Source organism: Paracidovorax konjaci (assembly GCF_900112675.1).
In the GTDB taxonomy this organism is placed as follows: Bacteria; Pseudomonadota; Gammaproteobacteria; order Burkholderiales; family Burkholderiaceae_C; genus Paracidovorax; species Paracidovorax konjaci.
In genome coordinates, this window is sequence record NZ_FOMQ01000016.1 from 86,155 (window position 1) to 109,732 (window position 23,578).

Genomic DNA, 23,578 nt, shown 5'->3' on the forward strand with positions numbered 1-23,578 from the left:
TTGCGGACAACGGCGATCAGCTGCCCGGCTGCAGGTACAGCCGAGCCAGCCGCTCGCGCTCCGCAGGGCCGACGCCGAGCCGGTGTGCCAGATAGCGGTCCACGCCGCCGTGGTCGCTTTCCACCGCCTGCAGCGCCGCCTCGAGAAAATCCTCCTGCACGCGCCACAGCGCGTTGAGCACGTCGTCGGGCGCAGAGCCATGCAGTTGCGCAGGGCGCTGGTAGAGGCCATTGGTGAGCAGGTAGTCCTGCATCACCACATCGCGCGGCACGCCCAGCGCCAGCAGGATCATCGCGGCCGCAAAGCCCGTGCGGTCCTTGCCGGCGGTGCAATGGAACACGAGCGGCACATCGCTTTCCAGCAGGTGCGCGAACAGTGCCGCGAATTCCGGCGCATTGTTCGCCACGAACGCGCGGTAGGTGTCCCGCATCAGCTCGGCCGCGATGGCCGCCGTCATCTCGTGGCCCGACAGCGCCATCTCCTTTGCGCGCTGCACCACCGTGGGTTCGATCGACAGCGCGTGGTAGGCCACGCCGGGCAGTTCATAGGGCAGCGTGGCCCGCTCGTGCGCGCCGCGGAAATCCACCGCGCGCCGCAGCCCCAGCGCAGCGATGGCCCGCGCATCCTCGGCCGTGAGCCCGGCCAGGTGGTCGGAGCGGTAGATGCGCCGCCACCGCACGCGGCGCCCGTCCTGTCCCGCATAGCCACCCAGGTCGCGGAAATTGGTGGCGCCGGAGAGGTTCAGGGATCGGGTGTAGGTTGCGTCGTCCATGGCGGCCACTGTATGCGATGCACCCGCCCCCGGGGATCAACCCGGCGACTGCCAGCGGACGCCGTGCTCCAATCGGCGGCACACTGCCGTTGGCGCAACCCATCCCGACCATGTCCCACGAACTCCAAACCCTGGCCGAGCAGCTCCGGCAATTCGCCCAGGCACGCGCCTGGGAGCCGTTCCACTCGCCCAAGAACCTCGCGTCCGCGCTGATCGTCGAGGCGGCGGAGCTGCTGGAACACTTCCAGTGGCTGACCGAAGCACAGAGCGATGCGCTCCCGCCGGACAAGAAGGAAGCCGTGGGCAGCGAGATGGCCGACGTGCTGCTCTACCTCGTGCAGCTGGCGACGCGGCTCGACATCGACCTGATCGATGCGGCACAACGCAAGATGGCCGCCAACGAGCGCCGCTATCCCGTGGCGTTGGCCAGGGGCCACAGCCGCAAGTACGACGCGCTGGACGGCGACCTCCCGTCGGAGTGAAGACCCTGGGCACGTTTGCGGACGTGCTGCTTCGCTTGCCCCGACAGCTTGCGTAGGACCGCGCCGCACCCGCCGCAGGGTTTGTGCCATCGCAAGATGCACGGTCGGCAGAGGGCTCCAATGCACGCATGCCGAGCGACACACTTTCCTTCTTCCGGCCCGGCGCGCACGTCCGCCCCAGGGATGGCGACACGCGCATGCTGGTCACCCACGACAACGGCGATGGCAGCGTGATCTGCTTCTGGTTCTGCGAAACGCAGGACCGGCTTGTCTGGCGGCCTTTTGCATGCAGCGCGCTGCGCGCCTGCTCCACAGATGCGCGCTCCGCCGCGCCGCCGTCCTACGCGGGCCTTTCCGGGGCGCCGCGATAGTCGCGGCCACTGCCCTGTCGCGCGGCAGCGTCCCGACCGACCTCCGCCGTTGGAAAAGACGCCGTGCCCGTGGCCGGGACTTTCCCTCTATCGCCCGAAGGAGAGACAGCATGCCCACAGCCCCGACCGAACACCCGCTGCACGAAGTACCGGACGAGCTGCCTCGCCCGCCGGGCGACCTGCCGCCCGCGCCACCGCCGTCGCCCGCCCCGGCACCTGCGGGCATTCCCGCACCGCCGGCGTAGCCGCGCGCACCGCCCTTCTCTTGTCTTCCCTTCCATCGCTCACCGACGGTGGGCCCTTCCAGCGAGCAGAAAATGCATCCACGCTCTTCGTTGACGCGGGCAAGCGCCATCGCCCTCTTCCTGGCCCTGAACAGCGTTGCGGCGCACTCCCAACTGCCGCCCGGCGATGGGCCGACCTCCGTCACCGGCGGCGTGCTGGAGCCCACGCCGCTGCGTTTCGAGGAATCGCTGCTCGGCCAATTGCGTGTGCCGGCGGGGTTCAAGGTGTCGGTGTTCGCCAAGGATCTGCACAACGTGCGCTGGCTGGTCGTGGCGCCCAACGGCGACGTGTATGCCAGCCGCCGCGAACAGGGCGATGTCCTGTGGCTGCGCGACACCGATGGCGACGGCCGCGCGGACCAGCAGAAGGTGGTGCTGCAGAACGCGAAATACGCGCACGGCCTGGCCCTTCGCGACCAGCGGCTCTACCTCGTGACCGACAAGAAACTGCTCGTGGCCGACGTGCAGGGCGATGGCACGCTGTCCGCCCCGCGCATGCTGGCCGACGACCTGCCCGATGCCGGCCAGCACCCCAACCGCACCATCGCCTTCGGGCCCGACGGCTGGCTGTATCTCTCGGTGGGCTCCACCTGCAACAACTGCCGGGAGACCAACGGCGAATCGGCCACCCTGCTGCGCATACGCCCGGACGGAACGGGCCGCGAAGTGGTGGCGCAGGGACTGCGCAACACCATCGGCTTCGGCTGGCATCCCCGCACCGGCGTGCTCTACGGCTTCGACCACGGCTCCGACTTCCAGGGCGATGACGAGCCCCCGGAAGAGCTGAATGCCATCGCACCCAACAAGCACTACGGCTGGCCCTATTGCTGGGGCGATCGGCAGGTGACGAAATTCCAGGTCAACGAGCCGCCGAACACCACCAAAGCCGACTTCTGCCCCACGACGGAAGCACCGGTGCTGCAGTACACCGCGCACGCCGCGCCGATCGGCTTCACTTTCTACACGGGGGAGCAGTTTCCGCAGGCCTACCGTGGCGATGCCTTCGTCGCCTTCCGTGGATCGTGGAACCGTTCGCAGCCCAGCGGGTACAACGTGGTGCGGGTGCGTTTCAACCCCACGGGCCAGCCGATGGGCACGGAAGAGTTCGCGGCCGGCTGGCTCCTGCCCCGGCCGGGTGCCACCCTGTCGCAGCCCGGTCCGGCCCCTTCTGCGGCGGAGCGGGACAAGGCCAGCCGGCCCGCACAGTTCGGCCGGCTGGCCGGGCTCGCGCAGGCACGGGACGGATCGCTTCTGCTGGCCGAAGACCAGAACGGCGTGATCTACCGCATCAGCTACACCGGCCGCTGATCGGCCGCTGATTGCCGCCCCCAGCCCAGCCCGACTACCGCCATCCCACCCTGCAGGCCACCCACCATGACCCATCCCTTGCGCACCCGCGCCCCTCACTTCACCAGCGCCGCATGCGCTGTGGCCTTCTTCCTGCTCGGTGGCTGCGCGGCGCTGGAGAACTACGACATGCCTGCCGCGGGGGCCCCGCGTACCGACGCTTCGCATGGGCGCGGCACCGGCATGGCGCTTGAACGGCCAGACGGCCGTGTGGCCGCCGCTGACGTGGCGCTGAAGACGGCCTCCGGTGCTCCGGCAGGACGGGCATTGCTGCGGGAATTGCCGCAGGGTGGCGGCGTCGAGATCGCCATCGAGGTGCAGGACATGGCGCCCGGCGCGCACGGCTTCCATATCCATGCCCACGGTGCGTGCGCGCCCGGCCCGGATGCAGCCACCGGCAAGGTGGTCGACTTCGGTGCGGCCGGCGGCCACTTCGATCCGTACACGACCCGCAACCACGGCAGCCCAGGCCAGTCTCCGCAAGAAGCCCACGCGGGCGAAGCGCCCAACATCCAGGTGGGTGCCGACCGCAAAGGGACGCTGCGCTTCACGCATCCCCACATTACGCTGCAGCCCGGCAGCAAGACATCCGTGCTGGGCCGCACGCTCGTCGTCCACGACAAGGAGGACGACTACGCCAGCGACCCGGCAGGCAATTCCGGTGGCCGGTTGGCGTGCGGACTCATCGAGCCGGCAGCGCCCAGCATGGTGCAGGGCCGGGCCACGATCGAAGGCAGCAACGTCTACCCCGAGGGCATCGCCTTCGACGCGCGCACCGGCACCGCCTACGTCGGATCGAGCAGCGAGGGCCATATCTACCGCATCGCACCAGGCGCGCAGAAGGCCGAGCCGTTCCAGCTGGGCGGATCGCCCGGCCGCCAGGCCGCTTTCGGCATGAAGGTGGACGGCAACGGCCGCCTGTGGGTGGCGGGCGGTCCGGCCAACAGCGTCGCGGCGATCGACCTCCAGAGCGCCGCCACGGTGGCGGTCATCGAAGGGCCGAAGGACGGTCAGGCGTTTCTCAACGACATCGCGCTGACCCCGCAATACGCGTACGTGACCGACTCGTTCCGCCCCGTGCTCTGGCGCATTGCCATCGCGCCGGGTGCACCCATGTCGCTGGAGCCCTGGCTGGATATTCGCCAGACACCCATCCGCTACCAGCCGAACCAGATCAATCTGAACGGCATCGTGGCATCGCCCGACGGCCGCAGGCTCCTCGCGGTCCAGCTCGCGACGGGCCAGCTCTGGCGCATCGACACGGCGACGCGCGAGGTGAAGGAGGTCCGCCTGGACGGCGGCGACCTGCGCCACGGCGACGGCCTCGCACTCCTGGGCGCGAACGACCTGTATGTGGTGCGCAATGCCGACAACGAACTGGTGCGGGTGGAACTGGCAGCCGATGGGTCCAGCGGCCGCATCGTGCAGCGCCTGCGCGATCCGCGCCTCAAATACCCCACGACGGCAGCCGTACAGGACGGAGCGCTGCTGGTGGTCAACGGACAGCTGGACAAGCAGAAGAACCCACCCCCGCTGCTGCCCTTCGACGTGCTGCGCATTGCGCTTCCGCCTCGCTGAGGAAACCACGCTTGCCAGGGCGCCTGGCAACAAAAAAGCCCTCCGGCATTTCTGCTTGAGGGCTTTTGTTTTTTCGGCGTTACCGAAAAATGATTTGGTGGCCTGGGACGGAATCGAACCATCGACACGCGGATTTTCAATCCGCTGCTCTACCAACTGAGCTACCGGGCCTAAGCCTCGAATTATAGCCAGAAAAACTGCCGCCTTGAACAGCGGCGGCAATTTTTTCTACGCCTGGCTACTGGCTGCGCTTGCTGCGCCCCAGATCGACGCCGAGTTGGCGCAGCTTGCGGTAGAGGTGGGTGCGCTCCAGGCCCGTCTTTTCGGCGACGCGCGTCATGGAGCCGCCCTCCCGGGCCAGGTGGAATTCGAAGTAGGCTTTTTCGAAGCCGTCGCGCGCTTCGCGCAGCGGGCGGTCGAGATCGAAACCCTGGTGCGAGTTGGGACCGGTGGCCGCAACGGGCTGCGGCACGGCATGGGCGGGCTGGGGCGCCTGCCCCGACTCGGATGCCGAGGCTGTGGTTGCCGCCGGCAAGGCCTGGGTCGCCGCCGACGACGCAGCCGGGGCCGCGGGCGCCGGAGGGGCCGAAGTGCGCGCAAGCCCCTGCTCCACCGCTTTCAGCAGCTTCTGCAGGGTGATGGGCTTTTCCAGGAACGAGAACGCGCCGATGCGGGTGGCCTCGACCGCGGTGTCGATGGTGGCGTGGCCGCTCATCATGATGACCGGCATGGTGAGGGTGCCGGCCGTGGCCCATTCCTTGAGCAACGACACACCGTCGGTGTCGGGCATCCAGATATCGAGCAGGACCAGATCGTAGCCGTGGGCCGCCCGGGCGATCCGGGCCTGGGTGGCGTTCTCCGCCAGATCCACGCTGTGTCCTTCATCGTTCAGGATTTCGGACAACAGGTCGCGGATACCGAGTTCGTCGTCGACCACCAATATGTTTGCCATGGGTTCGGATGTGCTTCTTGCTGCGTGTAACTTGTTGTTAATAAACCACGAAGGTTTCAGGCGCGAATGATAGCGACACTTGCGCCCCCCGCACCACACCCTCCTCCACACGATTGGAAAGATCGATACGGGCCCCATGCTCGTCGGCAATTTTCTTCACCACGGCCAGACCCAGCCCGGTCCCGCGGGCCTTGGTGGTCACGTATGGCTCGAAGGCCCTCTGCAGGATGTGGGCCGGGAACCCGGTGCCGGCATCGCTCACGGTGAGCCGCACCCGGCGCGAGTTTTCGCTCCAGCGTGTCGCGATGCGCACGGGCGCGACGGAGACGCCCTGTTCGCGGGCACGCTGCTCGCTGGCGTCCTGCGCGTTCTGCAGCAGGTTGTGGATGACCTGGCGCAACTGCTGCGCGTCCCCAGCCACGGGAGGGCAGCGCGGATCGAGTTCGGACTCGACGGGAACCGTGGCATTTTCGGCTCCGTAGAGCTGCAGGATGTCCGCCACGAGCGCATTGAGGTCCAGGCGATGCAACTCGGCCGCGGGCAGGCGCGCATAGTCCCTGAACTCGTTGACCAGCCGCTTCATCGCATCGACCTGCTCGACGATGGTCTTGACCGATTTGGCCAAGATGGCCTCTTCCGTCGCCCCGAGCTTGCCGGTGAGCTTCATCTCGAGGCGCTCGGCCGACAGCTGGATCGGGGTGAGCGGGTTCTTGATCTCATGGGCGAGCCGGCGTGCGACTTCGCCCCAGGCCTGGGCGCGCTGGGCCGAAACGATTTCGGAAATGTCGTCGAACACCAGCAACCGGAGGGCATCCGGGAGTTCCGCGCCGCGGGCCACCAGGCTCGTGCCGTTGCCGATCGGGCCGGCGTGACCGGAGTGCCCGGCCCCCACCGCAGCCGCCGCATGCAGCTCGAACGGGTGCTGCCAATGGTCGAGCCCGTGCTGCTCCCGGTCGCCGAGGAATGCGTCGAAATGCGCCTGCACGGCCGAGGCGAATGCCGCCAGCCCCGGTACGTCGGCCAGAGGCCGCCCTTCGAAGGCGGCCATGGGCGCGCGCAGGATGCGCGTGGCGCCAGGGTTGGTGGAGCGGATGCGCCCCTGGGCGTCCATCACGATGACGCCTGCGGTGAGGTTGTCGAGAATGGTCTGCAGCCGGGCGCGGGCCGCATCGACCTCGCCCATGCTGCGCTCGACGGCGGAACGCGCGTCCGCCAACTGCTGCGTCATGACGGCGAAGGAGCGGGTGAGCCCGCCCAGCTCATCGCTGGTCTGCAATACGGCCTTGGGGCTCAGGTTGCCCGAAGCGACCTCCCGCACCCCCTCCGCGAGCACCAGCAGCGGGCGGGCCAGTTGCCGGCCCAGCAAAACCGCGAGCAAAACGGCTCCGAAAACTGCCAGGAACAGGCTGAGCGTGAGGGTGCCGATGTACATGCGCCGCAACCCGCCGCGCGCGAGTGCACGCTCCTGGTACTCGCGGTTTGCCTCCTGCACCGCCAGTGCGTTGGCGACCACCACCTGGGGCAGGCGGATGGTGGCCTGCAGGTAGCGCGGCTCGGCCAGCAGACCGACGCTGGCCGTACCGACCGCGACCAGCGTCTTCACGCGCGCGTTCTGCACGGCCTTGGGGTCGGTCACGTCGTCCAGGCCCTCGATCTGGAAGGCCGAGCGCTGCTGCCGTGCGTTGCGCAGCAGTTGGGGTGCCGGGCGTTCCGGGCTGAGATCGAACCGGGACTGCCCGACGCTCGCCACGGGTTGTCCGGCCCCATTGAAAAGCACGATATCCGTGGCACCCAGTTGGTCGCGGATGCGCTCGAGCACCAGTCCCGCCGCGGCGTCCGGCACCTGCGCGAGCTGGGTGCCCGCGGTGCGCGTCTGCGTCGCCATGTCGCTCGCCAGGGTGTCCAGGGTGGCCCGCGCCAGACTGACCCCGGCCGTGAGCGCCCCCTCGACCTTGACGTCGAACCAGCTTTCGATGGAGCGCGAAACGAATTGGTAGGACACCACGTAGATCAGCAGCCCCGGCACCAGCCCGACGACGGCGAAGATGCCCGCGAGCTTGACCAGCAGCCGGCTGCCGAACCGCCCCTTCCGCAGGCGCACCACGAGCCGGACGGCCACCCAGACCAGCACCGCGAAGAGCAGCAGCGCCACCAGCACGTTCAGGCCGAACAGCCACGCGTAGTTGCGCTCGTACAGCGCCCGGTTGTTGGTCGCCACCGTGAGCAGGAACAGCAGCACGAGGCCGATGGCGCTCATGATGGCGGCGGCCACGCCCAGCGCCCAGCGCGCGGCGCGCGCCTGCCGGGGGTTGCGTGTCGCCGCGGATTCCGTGCCGGAGGCCGACGGGGGCGAAGGGGACGTCATGGCTGGGGCTCGATGGGCAGGCGCTCGGTGCGCGAGAGGGACAGATCCCAGCCCGAACGCCCCATGGCACCGATCTGGAACGGGCGGGGCAACTGCGACATGTCGAGCCGGAAGCGCAGGTGCACCACGTGGGCCGCCTGCCGGTCGATGTCGTCCGCCTCCGCGATCTTCCAGCGGGCGATGCGCTGCATCGAGGCCAGCGCGTCCTCCAGCTCGTCATAGCTCTGGCCCAGCACCACGCCCAGGCCATTGGGGGAGAACGGCACGGCAGATTGGTTGAGGCGCCAGCGACGGGTGAGGGGCTGGTAGCTCAACCGCAGGTAGCGCACGGCCCGCGCCACGGACTTGTCGGACCAGTACCAGCGCTCTTTCAGCACATCCGCCTCGGCAATGAAATAGACGGAAATGCCTTTGAACAGCGCGTCCTCGGCCTGGTCGGGAAGATCGAACCGCAGCGACGCGGACAGATAGAGCCCGCTGTCCGAAGCCTCCAGGCGCAGGTCGGATATGTCTCCCCCGGTCTGCGCCGCCACGAGCGCCGGCCCGCAGAGCCACAGGCCCATGCAGAAAACCAGCGCGCGCCACCATGCCCGGCCGAGCGGCGGCACGGCCACCCGCATGCGCGGACGCCCTCGCGCCCGCCGTGCGGATTCAGAGAGGGCGCTTGCCCAGGAGTGCGTAGAAGAATCCGTCGTGATCACCAGAAGGATTCTCGCTGCCGCCGCCGCCATCGCCGGGATCTCCGGGCAGCAAATGTCCGGGAGACGGCAGCAAATGGGCGTCATTGTTGTTCGCAAGAAACGCCTGAACCTGTCCATCGCCTTCCGCTCGGAAGACGGAGCAGGTGCAGTACAGCAGCCGGCCGCCTGGTTTGAGCAACGGCCACAGAGTGGACAACAGCCGCGCCTGCTGTGCTGCCAGCTGGGCAATGTCCGTGGGGCGGCGCAGCCAGCGCACGTCCGGATGGCGGCGCACGATGCCGGACGCGGTGCAAGGGGCATCGAGGAGGATGGCATCGAATGGCTCGCCGCCGCTCGCGTTCTGCCACCAGTCCTGCGGGCGCCCCGCATCCGCCACCAGCACCTGGGCGCTCAGGCCCAGCCGCTGCAGCGTCTCGCCGATGCGGGCGCTGCGCACGGGATCGATTTCCAGAGCTGTTACACGGATCGGCGACGCGGCACCCGCTTGTTCGAGCAGATGGGCGGTTTTTCCTCCGGGCGCCGCGCAGGCGTCGAGCACCCGCAGCGACTGCGCCAGGTCGAGGCCGTCCAGCAGAAGCGGCGCAGCCCGCTGGGCGGCCAGATCCTGCACGGACACCCAGCCCTCCAGGAATCCCGGCAGGCGCTGTACGGGCTGAGGAGACTCCAGGACGAGCCCCACGTCGGACACCTGCTTTGCTACCAAATTAATAGCAGACAATTCAATGTTGTAGGCGGCACCGGTCACTTTTTGCCGATTGATGCGCAACGCCATCGGCGCATGGCCGTTGTTGGCCTGCAGGATCTGCGGCCAATGCTCCGGATGGTCCTGGCGGAGCCGGTCGATCCACCACGCCGGGTGGTTCCACCGGGCGACGGGGTCGGCGTCGGTGGCGGCAACCAGCGCATCCCGCTCCCGGAGGAAGCGCCGCAGGCACGCGTTCACGAAGGCCGCCTGGCCGCGCGTGGCCGCGTGGCGCTTGGCGGCTTCCACGGCCTGGTTGACAAGAGTGAACGGCTCATAGGGCGCGTGCCCGGATTGCCAGCCCAGCGCCAGGGCCGTGCACAGCAGGGCATCCACCCGCGGCTTGGGCCGGCGGGGTGCCAACTGGGCACGCAGGGCCTCGGCGCGGCCCAGTTGCCGCAGCGCCGTGAACAGCAGCGCCTGGACACCCGCGCGCAACGCGGGCTCCACCGCCGCCACGGCCGCGGTGCCCGACTGCCCGCTCCGCACGGCCATCAATGCATCCGCTACGGCATCGAGCTGCCGCCACAAGGGGATGGCCCCTGCGCCGGAGTCCGGTCGGGGGACGGCAGTGTGCGGGCGGGATGAGGGCATGGAGTAAGGCCGTATGACGGCAATGGTTGGAAAAAGAACCTGGGGCCGGAAAGCGCCGGCCGGACCATGGATCACAGCGCGCGTGCAGCGTGGAACCCGAAAAGCCAGGCCAGCAACCGGGCCGGGAACTGACCGATCGCACGGTTGTAGACAGCCACGGCATCGTTGAACTGCTCGGTGGCCAGTGCGCTCTGCGCCCACAGCTCCTGCCAGCGCTGCTCCCACAGCGCCAGGGCATCGTCGCCCGGAACAGAGGGCAACGCCGGCGGCGGGGCATCGGTGTCCGCGGGCTCCGCCGCCAGCGCCTCGCGTGGCGCGCGCACCGTTCGCACCATTGCCGTCCAGGCCGCGCGCAGCACTTCACGCCCGGCCGTCAGTGCGGCGGCGGTGCCGGCGTCCAGCGGTCGCGCGCGCGCGCCGGCCAGGCAGGCCCCGAACTGGACCGAAGCCGCCCACAGGGCCTTGCGGGCTTCGGACTGCTCTGCCGGGGACGGGCTCAGCGTCGCTTCGTACTCGCCCAACATGCTCGTCACGCGCACGAAATGCACATCCAAACCACCGAACGCCTGGACCGCGGCAGAACGCAGCCGGACCAGCCGGTTGTAGGCACCTACCGCCCAGAACAGCAGCACTGCCAGAGAAATCCAGGTCGTCAGCATCGCAATAGATGGCCGCAGCGCAAAGGCCGGCATGCAGGCGCCGTCCCCGGACTCCGGAAAGGCGCGAAAAAGAAAAGGAAAAGACGGGCGTGCCTTGTCCGAGCGGGCTGAAAAAACGCTCCCGGCCTGCCGAAGAGACAGAGCGGGAGCGTTGCAGCAGGCCGGAAGGCTCGCAAGCCGGGCCGGGATTACTCGGCCGAGCCGCCTTCCACAGCGGAGCCTTCGACTTCCGAGGCTTCCTCGGGCACCGTCGTCTCCATCTCGGCCGCTTCGGCGTCGGCGATGGCGCGGCGCTCTGCGTCGTCCATGGCTTCCTTCGCCTTGCGTGCCTGGTGGTAGGCCAGGCCCGTGCCCGCCGGGATCAGACGGCCCACGATCACGTTTTCCTTCAGGCCACGCAGCTCGTCGCGCTTGCCCATGATGGCAGCCTCGGTGAGCACGCGGGTCGTTTCCTGGAACGACGCAGCCGAAATGAACGAATCGGTGGACAGCGACGCCTTGGTGATCCCCAGCAGCACGTTCGTGTAGGTCGCGGGAATCTTGCCCTCGCCCTGCAGACGCTCATTGGTGTTGAGGATTTCCGAACGCTCGACCTGCTCGCCGGCGATGTAGCCGGATTCGCCCGACGATTCGACCACGACACGGCGCAGCATCTGGCGAACGATCACCTCGATGTGCTTGTCGTTGATCTTCACGCCCTGCAGGCGGTACACGTCCTGCACTTCATCGACGATGTAGCGCGACAGCTCCTCGATGCCCAGCAGACGCAGGATGTCCTGCGGGTCGGCGGGGCCGTCCACCACGGACTCGCCCTTGTTGACCACCTGGCCTTCGTGGACCAGCACGTTCTTTTCCTTGGGGATCAGTTCGTCCCAGACCTTGCCGTCCGGATCGGTGATCTGCAGGCGCACCTTGCCCTTGGTTTCCTTGCCGAAGGACACTGTGCCGGTGATTTCGGCCAGCATGCCCTTGTCCTTGGGCGAACGGGCTTCGAACAGTTCGGCCACACGGGGCAGACCGCCGGTGATGTCGCGGGTCTTCTGGCCTTCGACCGGAATACGCGCCAGCACTTCGCCCGGGCCCACGTCCTGTCCGTCGCGGACCTGGATCAGTGCGCCGACCTGGAAGCCGATGGTCACCGAGTGGTCGGTGCCGGGGATCTTCACTTCCTGGCCTTGCGCGTCGATCAGCTTGACCTGCGGACGCACGACCTTGGCGGAGCCGCGGCGCTTCGGATCGATCACGACCAGCGTGGACAGGCCCGTCACATCGTCCACCTGCTTGGCAACCGTGAGGCCTTCCTCGACGTTCTCGAACTTCACCTGGCCGGCGAATTCCGTGATGATCGGGCGCGTCAGCGGATCCCAGTTGGCCAGGATCGTGCCCGCCTTGACCTGCTGGTCGGCCTTCACGGTCAGCGTGGCGCCGTACGGCACCTTGTGGCGCTCGCGCTCGCGGCCATGTTCGTCCTGGATGATGACTTCACCCGAACGCGCAATGACGACCAGCTCGCCCTTGGTGTTGCTCACGTAGCGCATCGTGGCGTTGAAGCCGATCACGCCATTGGACTTGGCTTCCACGCTCGACGCGATGGCCGCACGCGATGCCGCACCACCGATGTGGAACGTCCGCATGGTCAGCTGCGTTCCCGGTTCACCGATGGACTGGGCAGCGATCACGCCCACGGCTTCGCCGAGGTTGATCAGGCCGCCACGGCCCAGGTCGCGGCCGTAGCACTTGGCGCACAGGCCATAGCGGGTCTCGCAGGTCAGCGCCGTACGCACCTTCACTTCGTCCACGCCTGCGGCTTCCAGCTCCTCGAGGGTGTCCTCGTCGAGCATCTGGCCGGCCGCGGTCAGCACGGCACGCGTTTCGGGGTGGAGGATCTCGTCGGCCGTGGTGCGGCCCAGCACGCGGTCACGCAGCGACTCGATCACTTCGCCGCCCTCGACGATGGCGCGCATCACCGATCCGTTGGACGTGCCGCAATCCTCTTCGGTCACGACCAGATCCTGCGTCACGTCCACCAGGCGGCGGGTGAGGTAACCCGAGTTGGCCGTCTTCAATGCCGTATCCGCCAGGCCCTTCCGGGCACCGTGGGTGGAAATGAAGTACTGCAACACGTTCAGGCCTTCACGGAAATTCGCCGTGATGGGGGTTTCGATGATCGAGCCGTCCGGCTTGGCCATCAGGCCCCGCATGCCGGCGAGCTGACGGATCTGCGCGGCAGAGCCGCGGGCACCGGAGTCGGCCATCATGTAGATGGAGTTGAACGACTCCTGGTCCACCTCGGCGCCATGGCGGTCCGTGGTCTTCTGCTTGGCCAGCTGGGCCATCATGACCTTGGACACTTCGTCCCCGGCTTTGCCCCAGATGTCCACCACCTTGTTGTAGCGCTCGCCAGCCGTCACCAGACCGGAGACGTACTGCTGTTCGATCTCCTTCACTTCCTTCTCGGCGCGCTCGATGATGCCGGCCTTCTGCGGAGGCACCAGCATGTCGTCGATGGCGATGGAAATGCCTGCGCGCGTTGCCAGGCGGAAGCCGTTCTGCAGCAGCTTGTCTGCGAACACCACGGTTTCCTTCAGGCCGCACTTGCGGAAGCTCACGTTGATGAGCTTGGAGATTTCCTTTTTCTTCAGCGCCTTGTTGATGTTGCTGAAGGGCAGGCCCTTGGGCAGGATCTCGGACAGCAGCGACCGACCCACGGTGGTTTCCACGAGCTTGGTTTCGGGCACGAAATCGCCCGTGACCTTGTCGCGTGCGTATTCGGTCAACCGCACGCTGATGCGCGAGGCCAGTTCCACCTCACCGGCGTCCAGCGCACGCAGCACTTCGCCCGTATCGGCAAACACCATGCCCTCGCCCTTGCCGTTGATCTTGTCGCGGGTGGCGTGGTAGAGGCCCAGCACCACGTCCTGGGACGGAACGATCGAAGGCTCGCCGGAAGCGGGGAACAGCACGTTGTTGGAGGCCAGCATCAGCGTGCGGGCTTCCATTTGCGCTTCCACCGACAGCGGGACGTGGACGGCCATCTGGTCACCGTCGAAGTCGGCGTTGAATGCCGCGCAAACGAGCGGGTGCAGTTGGATGGCCTTGCCTTCGATCAGGATCGGCTCGAATGCCTGGATGCCCAGGCGGTGCAGCGTCGGAGCGCGGTTCAGCATGACCGGGTGCTCCTTGATGACCTCTTCCAGGATGTCCCAGACCACCGGCGTACCGGATTCGACTTCCTTCTTCGCCGCCTTGATGGTCGTGGCGATGCCCATCTGCTCGAGGCGCGAGAAGATGAAAGGCTTGAAGAGTTCGAGCGCCATCAGCTTGGGCAGGCCGCACTGGTGCAGCTTGAGCGTCGGGCCCACGGTAATCACGGAACGACCGGAGTAGTCCACGCGCTTGCCCAGCAGGTTCTGACGGAAGCGGCCGGACTTGCCCTTGATCATGTCGGCCAGGGACTTCAGCGCCCGCTTGTTGGCGCCCGTCATGGCCTTGCCGCGGCGGCCGTTGTCCAGCAGCGAATCGACGGCTTCTTGCAGCATCCGCTTCTCGTTGCGCGCGATGATCTCGGGAGCCTTCAGCTCCAGCAGACGGCGCAGGCGCGAATTGCGGTTGATGACGCGGCGGTACAGGTCGTTCAGGTCGGAGGTCGCGAAGCGGCCGCCATCCAGCGGAACCAGCGGACGCAGGTCCGGCGGCAGCACGGGCAGCACATCGAGCACCATCCACTCGGGCTTGATGCCGGACTTCTTGAAGGCTTCCAGCACCTTCAGGCGCTTGGCGTTCTTCTTCACTTTGACCTCGGAGCCGGTCAGATCGCCGCGCAGCTTCTCGATCTCCAGATCGATGTCGATGCCTTCGAGCAGATCCTTGATGCCTTCCGCGCCCATCTTGGCAATGAACTCATCGCCGTATTCCTTGCGCTTCGCATCATGGTCGTCCTCGGACATGATGCCGAACTTCTTCAGCGGGGTCATCCCAGGATCGGTCACCACATACGCTTCGAAGTACAGCACGCGCTCGATATCGCGCAGCGTCATGTCGAGCACGAGGCCCAGGCGCGACGGCAGCGACTTCAGGAACCAGATGTGCGCACAGGGCGCAGCCAGATCGATGTGGCCCATGCGTTCGCGACGCACCTTGGTCTGGGTCACTTCGACGCCGCACTTCTCGCAGATCACGCCGCGGTGCTTCAGGCGCTTGTACTTGCCGCACAGGCACTCGTAGTCCTTGATCGGGCCAAAGATCTTGGCGCAGAACAGGCCGTCGCGCTCGGGCTTGAACGTGCGGTAGTTGATCGTCTCGGGCTTCTTCACCTCGCCGAAGGACCAGGAACGGATCTTCTCGGGCGACGCCATGCCGATGCGGATGGCATCGAAATGCTCGTCCGGCGTGAATTGCTTGAACAGGTCGAGTAGAGACTTCATAAACCCTATCTCCTAGTACTTAAGAACGTTCCAGTTCGATGTCCAGGCCCAGGGAACGGATTTCCTTGACCAGCACATTGAACGACTCGGGCATGCCTGCCTCGATGGCGTGTTCGCCCTTGACGATGGACTCGTACACCTTGGTACGGCCCTGCACGTCGTCGGACTTCACGGTGAGCATTTCCTGCAGCACATACGAAGCGCCATACGCCTCCAGCGCCCACACTTCCATTTCCCCGAAACGCTGGCCGCCGAACTGGGCCTTGCCGCCCAGCGGCTGCTGCGTGACGAGCGAGTAGGGACCCGTGGAGCGGGCATGCATCTTGTCGTCCACCAAGTGGTGCAGCTTCAGGTAATGCATGTAGCCGATGGTCGTCGGGCGCTCGAAGCGCTCGCCCGTACGGCCGTCGTACAGGTAGGCCTGCGTGCGGCTCGGCGTCAACCCCTTGCGTTCGGCGATCTGGTCCGGATAGGCCAGCTTCAGCATGTCCTTGATCTCGGCTTCCGATGCGCCGTCGAACACTGGCGTGGCGTACGGGACGCCATTGGTCAGGTTGCCTGCCATGGCCAGGACTTCGTCGTCGCTCAGCTGCGAGAGATCTTCCTTGCGTCCCCGCGAGTTGTAGACCTCTTCCAGGAACTTGCGGAATTCGGCCACCTTGGCCTGCTCGCGCAGCATGTCCCCGATGCGCTGGCCGATGCCCTTGCCCGCCCAGCCCAAGTGGACTTCCAGCACCTGGCCGATGTTCATGCGCGAAGGCACGCCCAGCGGGTTCAGCACGATGTCTGCAGGCGTTCCGTCAGCCATGTAGGGCATGTCTTCGACCGGAACGATCTTGGAGACCACACCCTTGTTGCCGTGGCGGCCGGCCATCTTATCGCCGGGCTGCAGGCGGCGCTTGACGGCCAAGTACACCTTGACCATCTTGAGCACGCCCGCAGGCAATTCGTCGCCCTGGGTGAGCTTCTTGCGCTTTTCTTCGAAAGCGAGATCGAAGCTGTGGCGCGTCTGCTCCAGCGAGTTCTTGATCGATTCGAGCTGCGCAGCCACTTCGTCCTCTGCAGGACGGATGTCGAACCAGTGGAACTTCTCGACGGATGCCAGATAGGCCTTGTCGATTTTCGTGCCCTTGGCAAGCTTCTGCGGGCCGCCATTCGCCACGCGGTTGTTCAGCAGCTTCTCGATACGGTCGAAGGCGTCGGCCTCGACGATGCGCAGCTGGTCGTTCAGGTCCAGGCGGAAGCGCTTGAGTTCATCGTCGATGATCTGCTGGGCACGCTTGTCGCGCTGGATGCCTTCGCGGGTGAACACCTGCACGTCGATCACCGTACCCGAAGATCCCTGATCAACGCGCAGCGACGTGTCCTTCACATCGGATGCCTTCTCACCGAAGATCGCACGCAGCAGCTTTTCTTCAGGCGTCAGCGTGGTCTCACCCTTCGGGGTGACCTTGCCCACCAGCGTGTCGCCGGGCTGAACTTCCGCACCCACGTAGATGATGCCGGACTCGTCCAGGCGGTTCAGTTGCTGTTCCGACAGATTCGGAATGTCTCGCGTGATTTCTTCGGCGCCCAGCTTCGTATCGCGGGCCATCACCACGAGTTCTTCGATATGGATCGAGGTGTAGCGGTCTTCCGCCACCACACGCTCGCTGATCAGGATCGAATCCTCGAAGTTGTAGCCGTTCCAGGGCATGAACGCGATCAGCATGTTCTGCCCGATGGCGATTTCGCCCAGATCGGTCGATGCACCGTCGGCGATCACGTCACCCTTGGCCAACACGTCGCCCTTCTTGACGATGGGACGCTGGTGGATGTTGGTGTTCTGGTTGGAGCGTTGGTACTTGATGAGGTTGTAGATGTCCACGCCGACTTCGCCGGCAACGGCTTCAGCGTCGTTGACCCGCACCACGATCCGGGTCGCGTCGACGTAATCCACGATCCCGCCACGATTGGCGGTCACCACGGTGCCGGAGTCAACCGCCGCCACGCGCTCGATACCGGTGCCCACCATGGGCTTCTCGGGACGCAGCACAGGAACGGCCTGACGCGACATGTTGGCACCCATCAGTGCGCGGTTGGCGTCGTCGTGCTCGAGGAAAGGAACCAGCGAGGCAGCCACCGAGACGATCTGCGCGGGCGACACGTCCATGTACTGCACGCGCTCGGCACTCAACAGGGTCGATTCGCCCTTTTCGCGGGCAGATACAAGATCACCCGTCAAACGGCCGTCCTTGTCCAGCGTCGCGTTGGCCTGGGCGATGACGTACTTGCCTTCTTCGATCGCGGACAGGTAGTCGATCTGGTCGGTCACCTTTCCATCCACCACGCGGCGGTACGGAGTCTCGATGAACCCGTATTCGTTCAGGCGTGCATAGAGAGCCAGGGAATTGATCAGCCCGATGTTCGGACCTTCCGGCGTTTCGATCGGGCAGACGCGGCCGTAATGGGTCACGTGCACGTCACGCACTTCGAAGCCGGCACGTTCACGCGTCAGGCCGCCCGGGCCCAGTGCGGACACACGGCGCTTGTGCGTGATCTCCGCCAACGGGTTCGTCTGGTCCATGAACTGCGACAGCTGCGAAGCACCGAAGAACTCCTTGAGCGCCGCGGAAATCGGCTTGGAGTTGATCAGGTCGTGGGGCATCAGCGGCTCTTGCTCAGCCTGTCCCAGACGCTCCTTCACGGCCTTTTCGATACGCGCCAGACCGGTGCGGTATTGGTTCTCGGCCAGCTCGCCCACGCAACGCACGCGGCGATTGCCCAGGTGGTCGATGTCGTCGACTTCGCCCTTGCCGTTGCGCAGGTCCACCAGGATCTTCACCACGGCGAGGATGTCCTCGTTCGACAGCACCATCGGGCCGGTCGATTCGTCACGGCCGATCTTGGCGTTGAACTTCATGCGGCCCACGCGCGACAGGTCGTACGTGTCCGGGTTGTAGAACAGGCGCTGGAACAGGGCCTGCACCGCGTCTTCCGTCGGCGGCTCGCCGGGACGCATCATGCGGTAGATCGCCACGCGGGCCGCGAACTCGTCCACCGTCTCGTCGATCCGCAGCGTCTGCGAGATGTACGCACCCTGGTCCAGCTCGTTCGTGTAGATGACCTGCAGATCCTTCACACCGGCCGAACGCAGCTTCTTCAGCAGCGCCTCGGTCAGCTCTTCGTTGGCCTTGGCGACGATCTCGCCCGTGTCACCGTCCACCACGTTGCGCGCCACCACGCGGCCGATCAGGAAGTCTTCCGGCACGCTGATGTGCGTCGTGCCGGACTGCTCCAGCTCGCGCGTGTGACGGGCCGTGATCCGCTTGTCCTTGGCCACGACCACCTTGCCGGCCTTGTCGGTGATGTCGAAGCGCGCCACTTCGCCCTTGAGGCGATCGGCGACGAATTCCATCTGCGCGCCGCTGTCCATCAGGCGGAAGTTGTCGTTGACGAAGAAGTTCGCCAAGATGGATTCGGGGTTCAGACCGATGGCCTTCAACAGAATCGTGACCGGCATCTTGCGGCGACGGTCCACGCGGAAGTAGAGGATGTCCTTCGGATCGAACTCGAAGTCCAGCCACGAGCCACGGTACGGAATGATCCGCGCCGAGAACAGCAGCTTGCCGGAACTGTGGGTCTTTCCCTTGTCGTGCTCGAAGAACACGCCAGGCGAACGGTGCAACTGCGACACGATGACGCGCTCGGTGCCGTTGATGATGAAAGAGCCCTTGTCGGTCATCAGGGGCACCTCGCCCATGTAGACCTCTTGCTCCTTGACTTCCTTCACCACCTTGGATTGGCTGGTGGAGGACTCACGGTCGTAAATGATGAGCTGCACCTTGGCACGCACAGCCGAGGCAAAAGTGAGACCGCGGGTCTGGCATTCACGCACGTCGAATGCGGGTTTGGCCAAGTTGTATTCCACAAACTTCATCTCGACAAAACCGTTGTGCGAGACGATGGGGAAAGCTGCATTGAACGCAGCTTGCAGGCCTTCGCCTGTGCGCTTCTGAGGTGCCATATCCGCTTGGAGGAAAGCGGTATATGCATCTTTCTGCATCTGCAGCAAGTAAGGCACTTCGAGCACGCTGTCGCGGCTACCGAAGCTCTTGCGGATACGCTTGCGTTCGGTATAGCTGTACGTGGATGTTGGGGCCATGAGATCTCCGGGCAAAGACATGAGTCCTGGGTCTTCGACGAGTGCCCCACAAGGGGCGGGCCTTGCGGGCTTGGCGGTTGGCCACTACCAACCATGGCGGACGGCGATGCGTTGCACATCGCCCGGACCAAGGCATCTTCTGTTGTCGGGTTGTCAGAAGACACTAGAAAAGGTTTTGGCAGCCGCTTCGGCCAATCCCTTTCTGGTGTGCTCTCAAACATGCGCTTCCCAGAAGCGCGGAAAGGCTGGAAGCCCTTTCAAGAGCCTCCAGCCTTGCCAAAGCAACCGAATTACTTGAGTTCGGCCTTTGCGCCTGCGTCCACCAGCTTCTTGACAGCGGCTTCAGCATCAGCCTTGGCGATGCCTTCCTTGACGTTCTTGGGAGCGCCGTCAACCAGGTCCTTGGCTTCCTTGAGGCCCAGGCCGGTAATTTCACGCACAGCCTTGATGACCGACACCTTGTTGGCGCCGGCTTCAGACAGCACCACGTTGAATTCGGTCTTTTCCTCGGCTGCAGCGCCACCGGCTGCTGCGCCACCGCCAGCAGCGGGAGCTGCCATAGCAGCTGCGCTCACGCCGAACTTCTCTTCAATGGCCTTCACCAGGTCATTGAGTTCGAGGACCGTCATGCTGTCCAGAGCGGTCAAGAATGCGTCTTTGTCGAATGCCATAATTTTTCCTAACAATTGGTTTTAAGAGAGGGCGAGTGCGATTCAGCTTCAAGCTGCCGCAGGTTCGCCTTCGCTTTTCTTGGCCGCCAAGGCACCCAGCACCACTGCGGTACGGGAGATCGGCGACATCAGCAAGCCACACAGCTGAGCCAGCAACACTTCCTTGGAAGGGATGTTGGCCAATTGCTTCACGCCGTTCACGTCCAGGGCTTTGCCACCGAAAGCGCCGCCGCGAATCACCAACTTGTCATTGGTTTTCGCGAAATCGGCCACTACCTTGGCAGCCGACACAGCATCTTCAGAGAAGCCATAGATCAGAGGACCGGTCATCTGGTCAGCCACCACGTCGAACTGGCTACCAGCCACAGCACGACGGGCCAAGGTGTTCTTCAGAACACTCAGGGTCACGCCTTTGCTGCGAGCATCAACGCGCAGTTTGGTCATGTCGGCCACCGTGATGCCACGGTATTCCGCGATCACGAGCGTTTGAGCTTTAGCGGCGAGGCTGGTCACTTCATTGATGACCGCTTCTTTCTCACTGCGATTAAGACTCAAGGTCTACTCCTTCATTTGCGCACTCAGGAATTCCCTCGCGCGCGCTCTTGTTGCAGCGACCAACTGTTTCGGAACCAAAATTCCATCTGCAGCGGGATCGCCATCTGCGTTGGCCCCAAGGGATTTAAATGCAGCTACTTCCTGCATACCAACGGTCTTGGATGACCTGCCATCACAAAGTGCTGGCAGCCCACCACAATGAGCCGCTTTTCAGCGGCTCAAATTCTGATTTACGCAGAGATTGATTGCGTATCGACGCGAACGCCGATGCCCATCGTCGACGAAACCGCAACCTTGCGCAGGTATTGGCCCTTGCTGGTAGCCGGCTTGGCTTTCGTCAAGGCTTCGATCAATGCCGCAAGGTTGCCCTGAAGCTTTTCGTTGTCGAAGGAACGGCGACCGATGGTACTGTGCACAATCCCAGCCTTGTCGACACGGAACTGGACTTGACCCGCCTTGGCATTTTTCACAGCGGTGGCAACGTCCGGAGTGACGGTACCGACCTTCGGGTTCGGCATCAGACCGCGAGGCCCGAGGATCTGGCCCAAAGTACCGACGACGCGCATCGCATCAGGAGCAGCAATAACCACATCGAAGGGCATGTCACCAGCCTTCACCTGTGCAGCCAGATCGTCCATGCCAACCACGTCTGCGCCGGCAGCCTTCGCCTCTTCGGCTTTGGCACCCTGGGCAAACACTGCGACACGGGTGGTCTTACCGGTTCCGTTCGGCAACACCACAGCGCCGCGAACCACTTGGTCAGATTTCTTTGCATCGATGCCAAGTTGCACAGCCACATCGATGGACTCATCGAATTTGGCGGTAGCCGCTTCTTTCACCAACACCACGGCATCCGCAAAAGCGTACAGCTTCGTGCTGTCAACCTTGCCCTCAAACGCCTTTTGCTTTTTGGTCAGCTTAGCCATTTACAGCCCCTCCACCGTGACGCCCATCGAACGGGCAGAACCAGCCAATGTACGAACAGCAGCATCTACGTTTGCAGCGTTCATATCCTTCAGCTTGGTTTTGGCAATTTCTTCCAACTGTGCGCGCGTAATCTTGCCAACCTTGGTGCTGAGAGCGTTTGCGGAGCCCTTTTCAAGCTTGATGGCCTTTTTGATCAGGGTCGTTGCCGGCGGGGTCTTGATAATGAACGTAAAGCTCTTATCAGCAAAAGCCGTGATCACCACAGGCAGCGGCAGTCCAGGCTCGACACCTTGAGTCTGGGCATTGAATGCCTTGCAGAACTCCATGATGTTGAGGCCACGCTGACCCAGTGCGGGACCGATAGGTGGGGAAGGGTTTGCCTTGCCAGCTGGAACCTGCAGCTTAACAAAGCCGACGATTTTTTTCGCCATCGCGAATCTCCTTGCGGGTCACAACGCCTATTCTTTCAACAGGCTCCCCGAGGGTTGATAACTCTTTAAGCGCCGAGTTAAAAAGCGCACTACCAAAATATTCAGGTTTTTTCGACCTGACCAAACTCCAACTCCACTGGAGTGGAACGACCGAAAATCATGACAGAAACTCGAACACGGCTCTTTTCATAATTGACCTCTTCCACTGAGCCATTGAAGTCTGCAAAAGGACCCTCTTTGACTCGAATCAACTCGCCAACCATGAATTCGATCTTGTGCCGAGGCTTCTCAGTGCCTTCCTGCATTTGATTAACGATCTTTTGCACCTCGTCCTCGGAAATTGGGGCTGGACGATTCTTTGCACCACCAACAAACCCAGTCACTTTGCTGGTATGTTTTACCAAGTGCCAGGTATCGTCGTCCATTACCATTTCAACGAATACGTATCCTGGAAACAATCGGCGCTCGGTCGTTTTGCGCTGACCGTTTTTCATTTCCACGACTTCTTCGGTCGGCACCAAAATACGACCGAACTTCTCTTGCATTCCAGCGCGAGTGATTCTTTCGATGATATTTCGCTCTACCGCTTTTTCCATACCGGAGTAAGCATGAACAATGTACCAACGAAGATCAGGGTTTACAGAAGTCGCTTCAGCAGCCGGGGAAACATTGATATCGGGGGTGCTACCCATTTTATTTCCTCCAACCCAAAACAAGGTCGTAAAGAACCCACTCAAGGGTTTTATCAGTAAACCAGAGAAAAAGAGACATGACCACAACAAATGCAAAGACGTACGCCGTCATTTGCAAAGTCTCTTTTCGCGTCGGCCAAACTACTTTCTTTACTTCTTTCCAAGCATCCTTAGCAAACCCCGCAAATCGACGCCCGGGCTCTGAAACGATGAAGACTGCAGCTGCAGCGACGATACCGCAGATCAAAATCGCCCACTGCGCCAACGTCCCTTGCTTGCTCAAAAGATAAAAGCCAGCAATGCCCGCAATTAAAAGAACAGCCACCAAAGCCAACTTGACCTTGTCTGCCCCTGTATTGACGGTTTCGATTTGCGGAGACACTGCCATTTTCATTCCATTCGCAATTTCATGGCTTATAAGACACTGAAGCCCGCCAGATACTGGCGGGCTTGATAATCATGCCAATTTTTTGGCAGGGGCAGTAGGAATCGAACCTACAACCTTCGGTTTTGGAGACCGACGCTCTGCCAATTGAGCTATACCCCTAAATACCAAATATTAAGCAATGATCTTTGCCACGACACCGGCGCCGACCGTGCGGCCACCTTCGCGGATGGCGAAACGCAGGCCTTCTTCCATGGCGATGGGGTTGATCAGCTTGACGGTGATCGACACGTTATCGCCGGGCATGACCATTTCCTTGTCGGCCGGCAGCTCGATGGCACCGGTCACGTCGGTCGTGCGGAAGTAGAACTGGGGGCGGTAGTTGTTGAAGAACGGCGTGTGACGGCCGCCCTCGTCCTTGGACAGGACATACACCTCAGCGGTGAAGTGGGTGTGTGGCTTGATGGAGTTGGGCTTGCACAGCACTTGGCCACGCTCCACG

20 protein-coding genes and 2 tRNA genes are annotated in these 23,578 nt (G+C 64.0%); 5 read left to right on the forward strand and 17 right to left on the reverse strand.

Annotated elements, in window-relative coordinates; genetic code table 11:
• Nucleotides 1-16: 16 nt before the first annotated feature.
• Nucleotides 17-772: a tyrosine-protein phosphatase gene (locus BM144_RS19545; RefSeq protein WP_092956327.1), complete on the reverse strand. Its 756-nt coding sequence runs from the start codon at nt 770-772 to the stop codon at nt 17-19.
• Nucleotides 773-882: 110 nt separating this feature from the next.
• On the opposite strand from BM144_RS19545, the gene BM144_RS19550 reads away from it, so the two are divergent.
• The 5 genes from BM144_RS19550 (at nt 883) to BM144_RS19565 (ending at nt 4,834) form a co-directional block, all read left to right on the forward strand.
• Complete coding sequence (locus BM144_RS19550) at nt 883-1,254, forward strand: nucleotide pyrophosphohydrolase (RefSeq protein WP_092956330.1); 372 nt, start codon at nt 883-885, stop codon at nt 1,252-1,254.
• Nucleotides 1,255-1,451: 197 nt separating this feature from the next.
• Nucleotides 1,452-1,625, forward strand: a complete 174-nt coding sequence (locus tag BM144_RS23235) for a hypothetical protein (protein ID WP_175526082.1) — start codon at nt 1,452-1,454, stop codon at nt 1,623-1,625.
• 110 nt (nt 1,626-1,735) lie between these two features.
• Complete coding sequence (locus tag BM144_RS23655; protein WP_281246101.1) at nt 1,736-1,870, forward strand: hypothetical protein; 135 nt, start codon at nt 1,736-1,738, stop codon at nt 1,868-1,870.
• Between the two features lie 72 nt (nt 1,871-1,942).
• A complete protein-coding gene (locus BM144_RS19560) occupies nt 1,943-3,217 on the forward strand; it encodes a PQQ-dependent sugar dehydrogenase (protein WP_092956336.1) in 1,275 nt (424 codons plus the stop codon).
• Nucleotides 3,218-3,283: 66 nt separating this feature from the next.
• On the forward strand, nt 3,284-4,834 hold the full coding sequence (locus BM144_RS19565) for a superoxide dismutase family protein (RefSeq protein ID WP_092956339.1): 1,551 nt from the start codon (nt 3,284-3,286) through the stop codon (nt 4,832-4,834).
• Between the two features lie 95 nt (nt 4,835-4,929).
• Here BM144_RS19565 and BM144_RS19570 read toward each other — a convergent pair.
• The 16 genes from BM144_RS19570 to BM144_RS19645 all read right to left on the reverse strand — a co-directional run.
• Nucleotides 4,930-5,005 (reverse strand) — tRNA-Phe (locus BM144_RS19570).
• Nucleotides 5,006-5,072: 67 nt separating this feature from the next.
• On the reverse strand, nt 5,073-5,786 hold the full coding sequence (locus BM144_RS19575; protein ID WP_092956342.1) for a response regulator: 714 nt from the start codon (nt 5,784-5,786) through the stop codon (nt 5,073-5,075).
• Nucleotides 5,787-5,823: 37 nt separating this feature from the next.
• The gene (locus tag BM144_RS19580; RefSeq protein WP_092956345.1) at nt 5,824-8,151 is read right to left on the reverse strand and encodes a sensor histidine kinase; all 2,328 of its coding nucleotides are present in this window, start codon (nt 8,149-8,151) and stop codon (nt 5,824-5,826) included.
• Nucleotides 8,148-8,771, reverse strand: coding sequence for a DUF4390 domain-containing protein (locus tag BM144_RS19585; protein ID WP_092956348.1), 624 nt, complete (start codon nt 8,769-8,771; stop codon nt 8,148-8,150). The genes BM144_RS19580 and BM144_RS19585 overlap by 4 nt, the downstream gene beginning before the upstream one ends.
• A gap of 31 nt (nt 8,772-8,802) precedes the next feature.
• Complete coding sequence (rsmB, locus tag BM144_RS19590) at nt 8,803-10,188, reverse strand: 16S rRNA (cytosine(967)-C(5))-methyltransferase RsmB (RefSeq protein ID WP_092956351.1); 1,386 nt, start codon at nt 10,186-10,188, stop codon at nt 8,803-8,805.
• Between the two features lie 71 nt (nt 10,189-10,259).
• Complete coding sequence (locus BM144_RS19595) at nt 10,260-10,847, reverse strand: LemA family protein (RefSeq protein WP_092956354.1); 588 nt, start codon at nt 10,845-10,847, stop codon at nt 10,260-10,262.
• A 188-nt stretch (nt 10,848-11,035) separates the two neighbouring features.
• Entirely contained in the window at nt 11,036-15,271 is a 4,236-nt protein-coding gene (gene rpoC, locus BM144_RS19600; protein ID WP_092956357.1) for a DNA-directed RNA polymerase subunit beta', read from the reverse strand.
• Nucleotides 15,272-15,290: 19 nt separating this feature from the next.
• The gene (gene rpoB / locus BM144_RS19605) at nt 15,291-19,415 is read right to left on the reverse strand and encodes a DNA-directed RNA polymerase subunit beta (protein WP_092956360.1); all 4,125 of its coding nucleotides are present in this window, start codon (nt 19,413-19,415) and stop codon (nt 15,291-15,293) included.
• A gap of 290 nt (nt 19,416-19,705) precedes the next feature.
• Nucleotides 19,706-20,086 carry a 50S ribosomal protein L7/L12 gene (gene rplL, locus BM144_RS19610; RefSeq protein WP_092956363.1) on the reverse strand — a complete coding sequence of 127 codons (381 nt, stop codon included), beginning with the start codon at nt 20,084-20,086 and terminating at the stop codon, nt 19,706-19,708.
• A gap of 48 nt (nt 20,087-20,134) precedes the next feature.
• On the reverse strand, nt 20,135-20,641 hold the full coding sequence (gene rplJ / locus BM144_RS19615; protein WP_092956366.1) for a 50S ribosomal protein L10: 507 nt from the start codon (nt 20,639-20,641) through the stop codon (nt 20,135-20,137).
• Nucleotides 20,642-20,871: 230 nt separating this feature from the next.
• Nucleotides 20,872-21,567: a 50S ribosomal protein L1 gene (gene rplA / locus BM144_RS19620; RefSeq protein WP_092956369.1), complete on the reverse strand. Its 696-nt coding sequence runs from the start codon at nt 21,565-21,567 to the stop codon at nt 20,872-20,874.
• Nucleotides 21,568-21,999 (reverse strand): 50S ribosomal protein L11, encoded by a 432-nt coding sequence (rplK, locus tag BM144_RS19625; protein ID WP_092956372.1) that lies wholly within the window; start codon nt 21,997-21,999, stop codon nt 21,568-21,570.
• 101 nt (nt 22,000-22,100) lie between these two features.
• Nucleotides 22,101-22,691, reverse strand: a complete 591-nt coding sequence (nusG, locus tag BM144_RS19630; RefSeq protein ID WP_092956375.1) for a transcription termination/antitermination protein NusG — start codon at nt 22,689-22,691, stop codon at nt 22,101-22,103.
• Nucleotide 22,692: 1 nt separating this feature from the next.
• The gene (gene secE, locus BM144_RS19635; RefSeq protein ID WP_092956419.1) at nt 22,693-23,079 is read right to left on the reverse strand and encodes a preprotein translocase subunit SecE; all 387 of its coding nucleotides are present in this window, start codon (nt 23,077-23,079) and stop codon (nt 22,693-22,695) included.
• 83 nt (nt 23,080-23,162) lie between these two features.
• Nucleotides 23,163-23,238 (reverse strand) — tRNA-Trp (locus BM144_RS19640).
• A 12-nt stretch (nt 23,239-23,250) separates the two neighbouring features.
• The coding region (locus BM144_RS19645; RefSeq protein WP_491893110.1) for an EF-Tu C-terminal domain-related protein at nt 23,251-23,578 on the reverse strand (328 nt) is incomplete at its 5' end.

Coding starts and splice junctions, on each gene's coding strand:
- rsmB (WP_092956351.1), bottom strand. CDS start 10,188: ATGCCCTCATCCCGCCCGCACACTGCCGTCCCCCGACCGGACTCCGGC.
- nusG (WP_092956375.1), bottom strand. CDS start 22,691: ATGGGTAGCACCCCCGATATCAATGTTTCCCCGGCTGCTGAAGCGACT.
- BM144_RS19545 (WP_092956327.1), bottom strand. CDS start 772: ATGGACGACGCAACCTACACCCGATCCCTGAACCTCTCCGGCGCCACC.
- BM144_RS19550 (WP_092956330.1), top strand. CDS start 883: ATGTCCCACGAACTCCAAACCCTGGCCGAGCAGCTCCGGCAATTCGCC.
- rplA (WP_092956369.1), bottom strand. CDS start 21,567: ATGGCTAAGCTGACCAAAAAGCAAAAGGCGTTTGAGGGCAAGGTTGAC.
- BM144_RS23655 (WP_281246101.1), top strand. CDS start 1,736: ATGCCCACAGCCCCGACCGAACACCCGCTGCACGAAGTACCGGACGAG.
- rplL (WP_092956363.1), bottom strand. CDS start 20,086: ATGGCATTCGACAAAGACGCATTCTTGACCGCTCTGGACAGCATGACG.
- secE (WP_092956419.1), bottom strand. CDS start 23,079: ATGGCAGTGTCTCCGCAAATCGAAACCGTCAATACAGGGGCAGACAAG.
- rpoB (WP_092956360.1), bottom strand. CDS start 19,415: ATGGCCCCAACATCCACGTACAGCTATACCGAACGCAAGCGTATCCGC.
- rplK (WP_092956372.1), bottom strand. CDS start 21,999: ATGGCGAAAAAAATCGTCGGCTTTGTTAAGCTGCAGGTTCCAGCTGGC.
- rpoC (WP_092956357.1), bottom strand. CDS start 15,271: ATGAAGTCTCTACTCGACCTGTTCAAGCAATTCACGCCGGACGAGCAT.
- BM144_RS19585 (WP_092956348.1), bottom strand. CDS start 8,771: ATGCGGGTGGCCGTGCCGCCGCTCGGCCGGGCATGGTGGCGCGCGCTG.
- BM144_RS19560 (WP_092956336.1), top strand. CDS start 1,943: ATGCATCCACGCTCTTCGTTGACGCGGGCAAGCGCCATCGCCCTCTTC.
- BM144_RS23235 (WP_175526082.1), top strand. CDS start 1,452: ATGCTGGTCACCCACGACAACGGCGATGGCAGCGTGATCTGCTTCTGG.
- BM144_RS19575 (WP_092956342.1), bottom strand. CDS start 5,786: ATGGCAAACATATTGGTGGTCGACGACGAACTCGGTATCCGCGACCTG.
- BM144_RS19580 (WP_092956345.1), bottom strand. CDS start 8,151: ATGACGTCCCCTTCGCCCCCGTCGGCCTCCGGCACGGAATCCGCGGCG.
- BM144_RS19565 (WP_092956339.1), top strand. CDS start 3,284: ATGACCCATCCCTTGCGCACCCGCGCCCCTCACTTCACCAGCGCCGCA.
- BM144_RS19595 (WP_092956354.1), bottom strand. CDS start 10,847: ATGCTGACGACCTGGATTTCTCTGGCAGTGCTGCTGTTCTGGGCGGTA.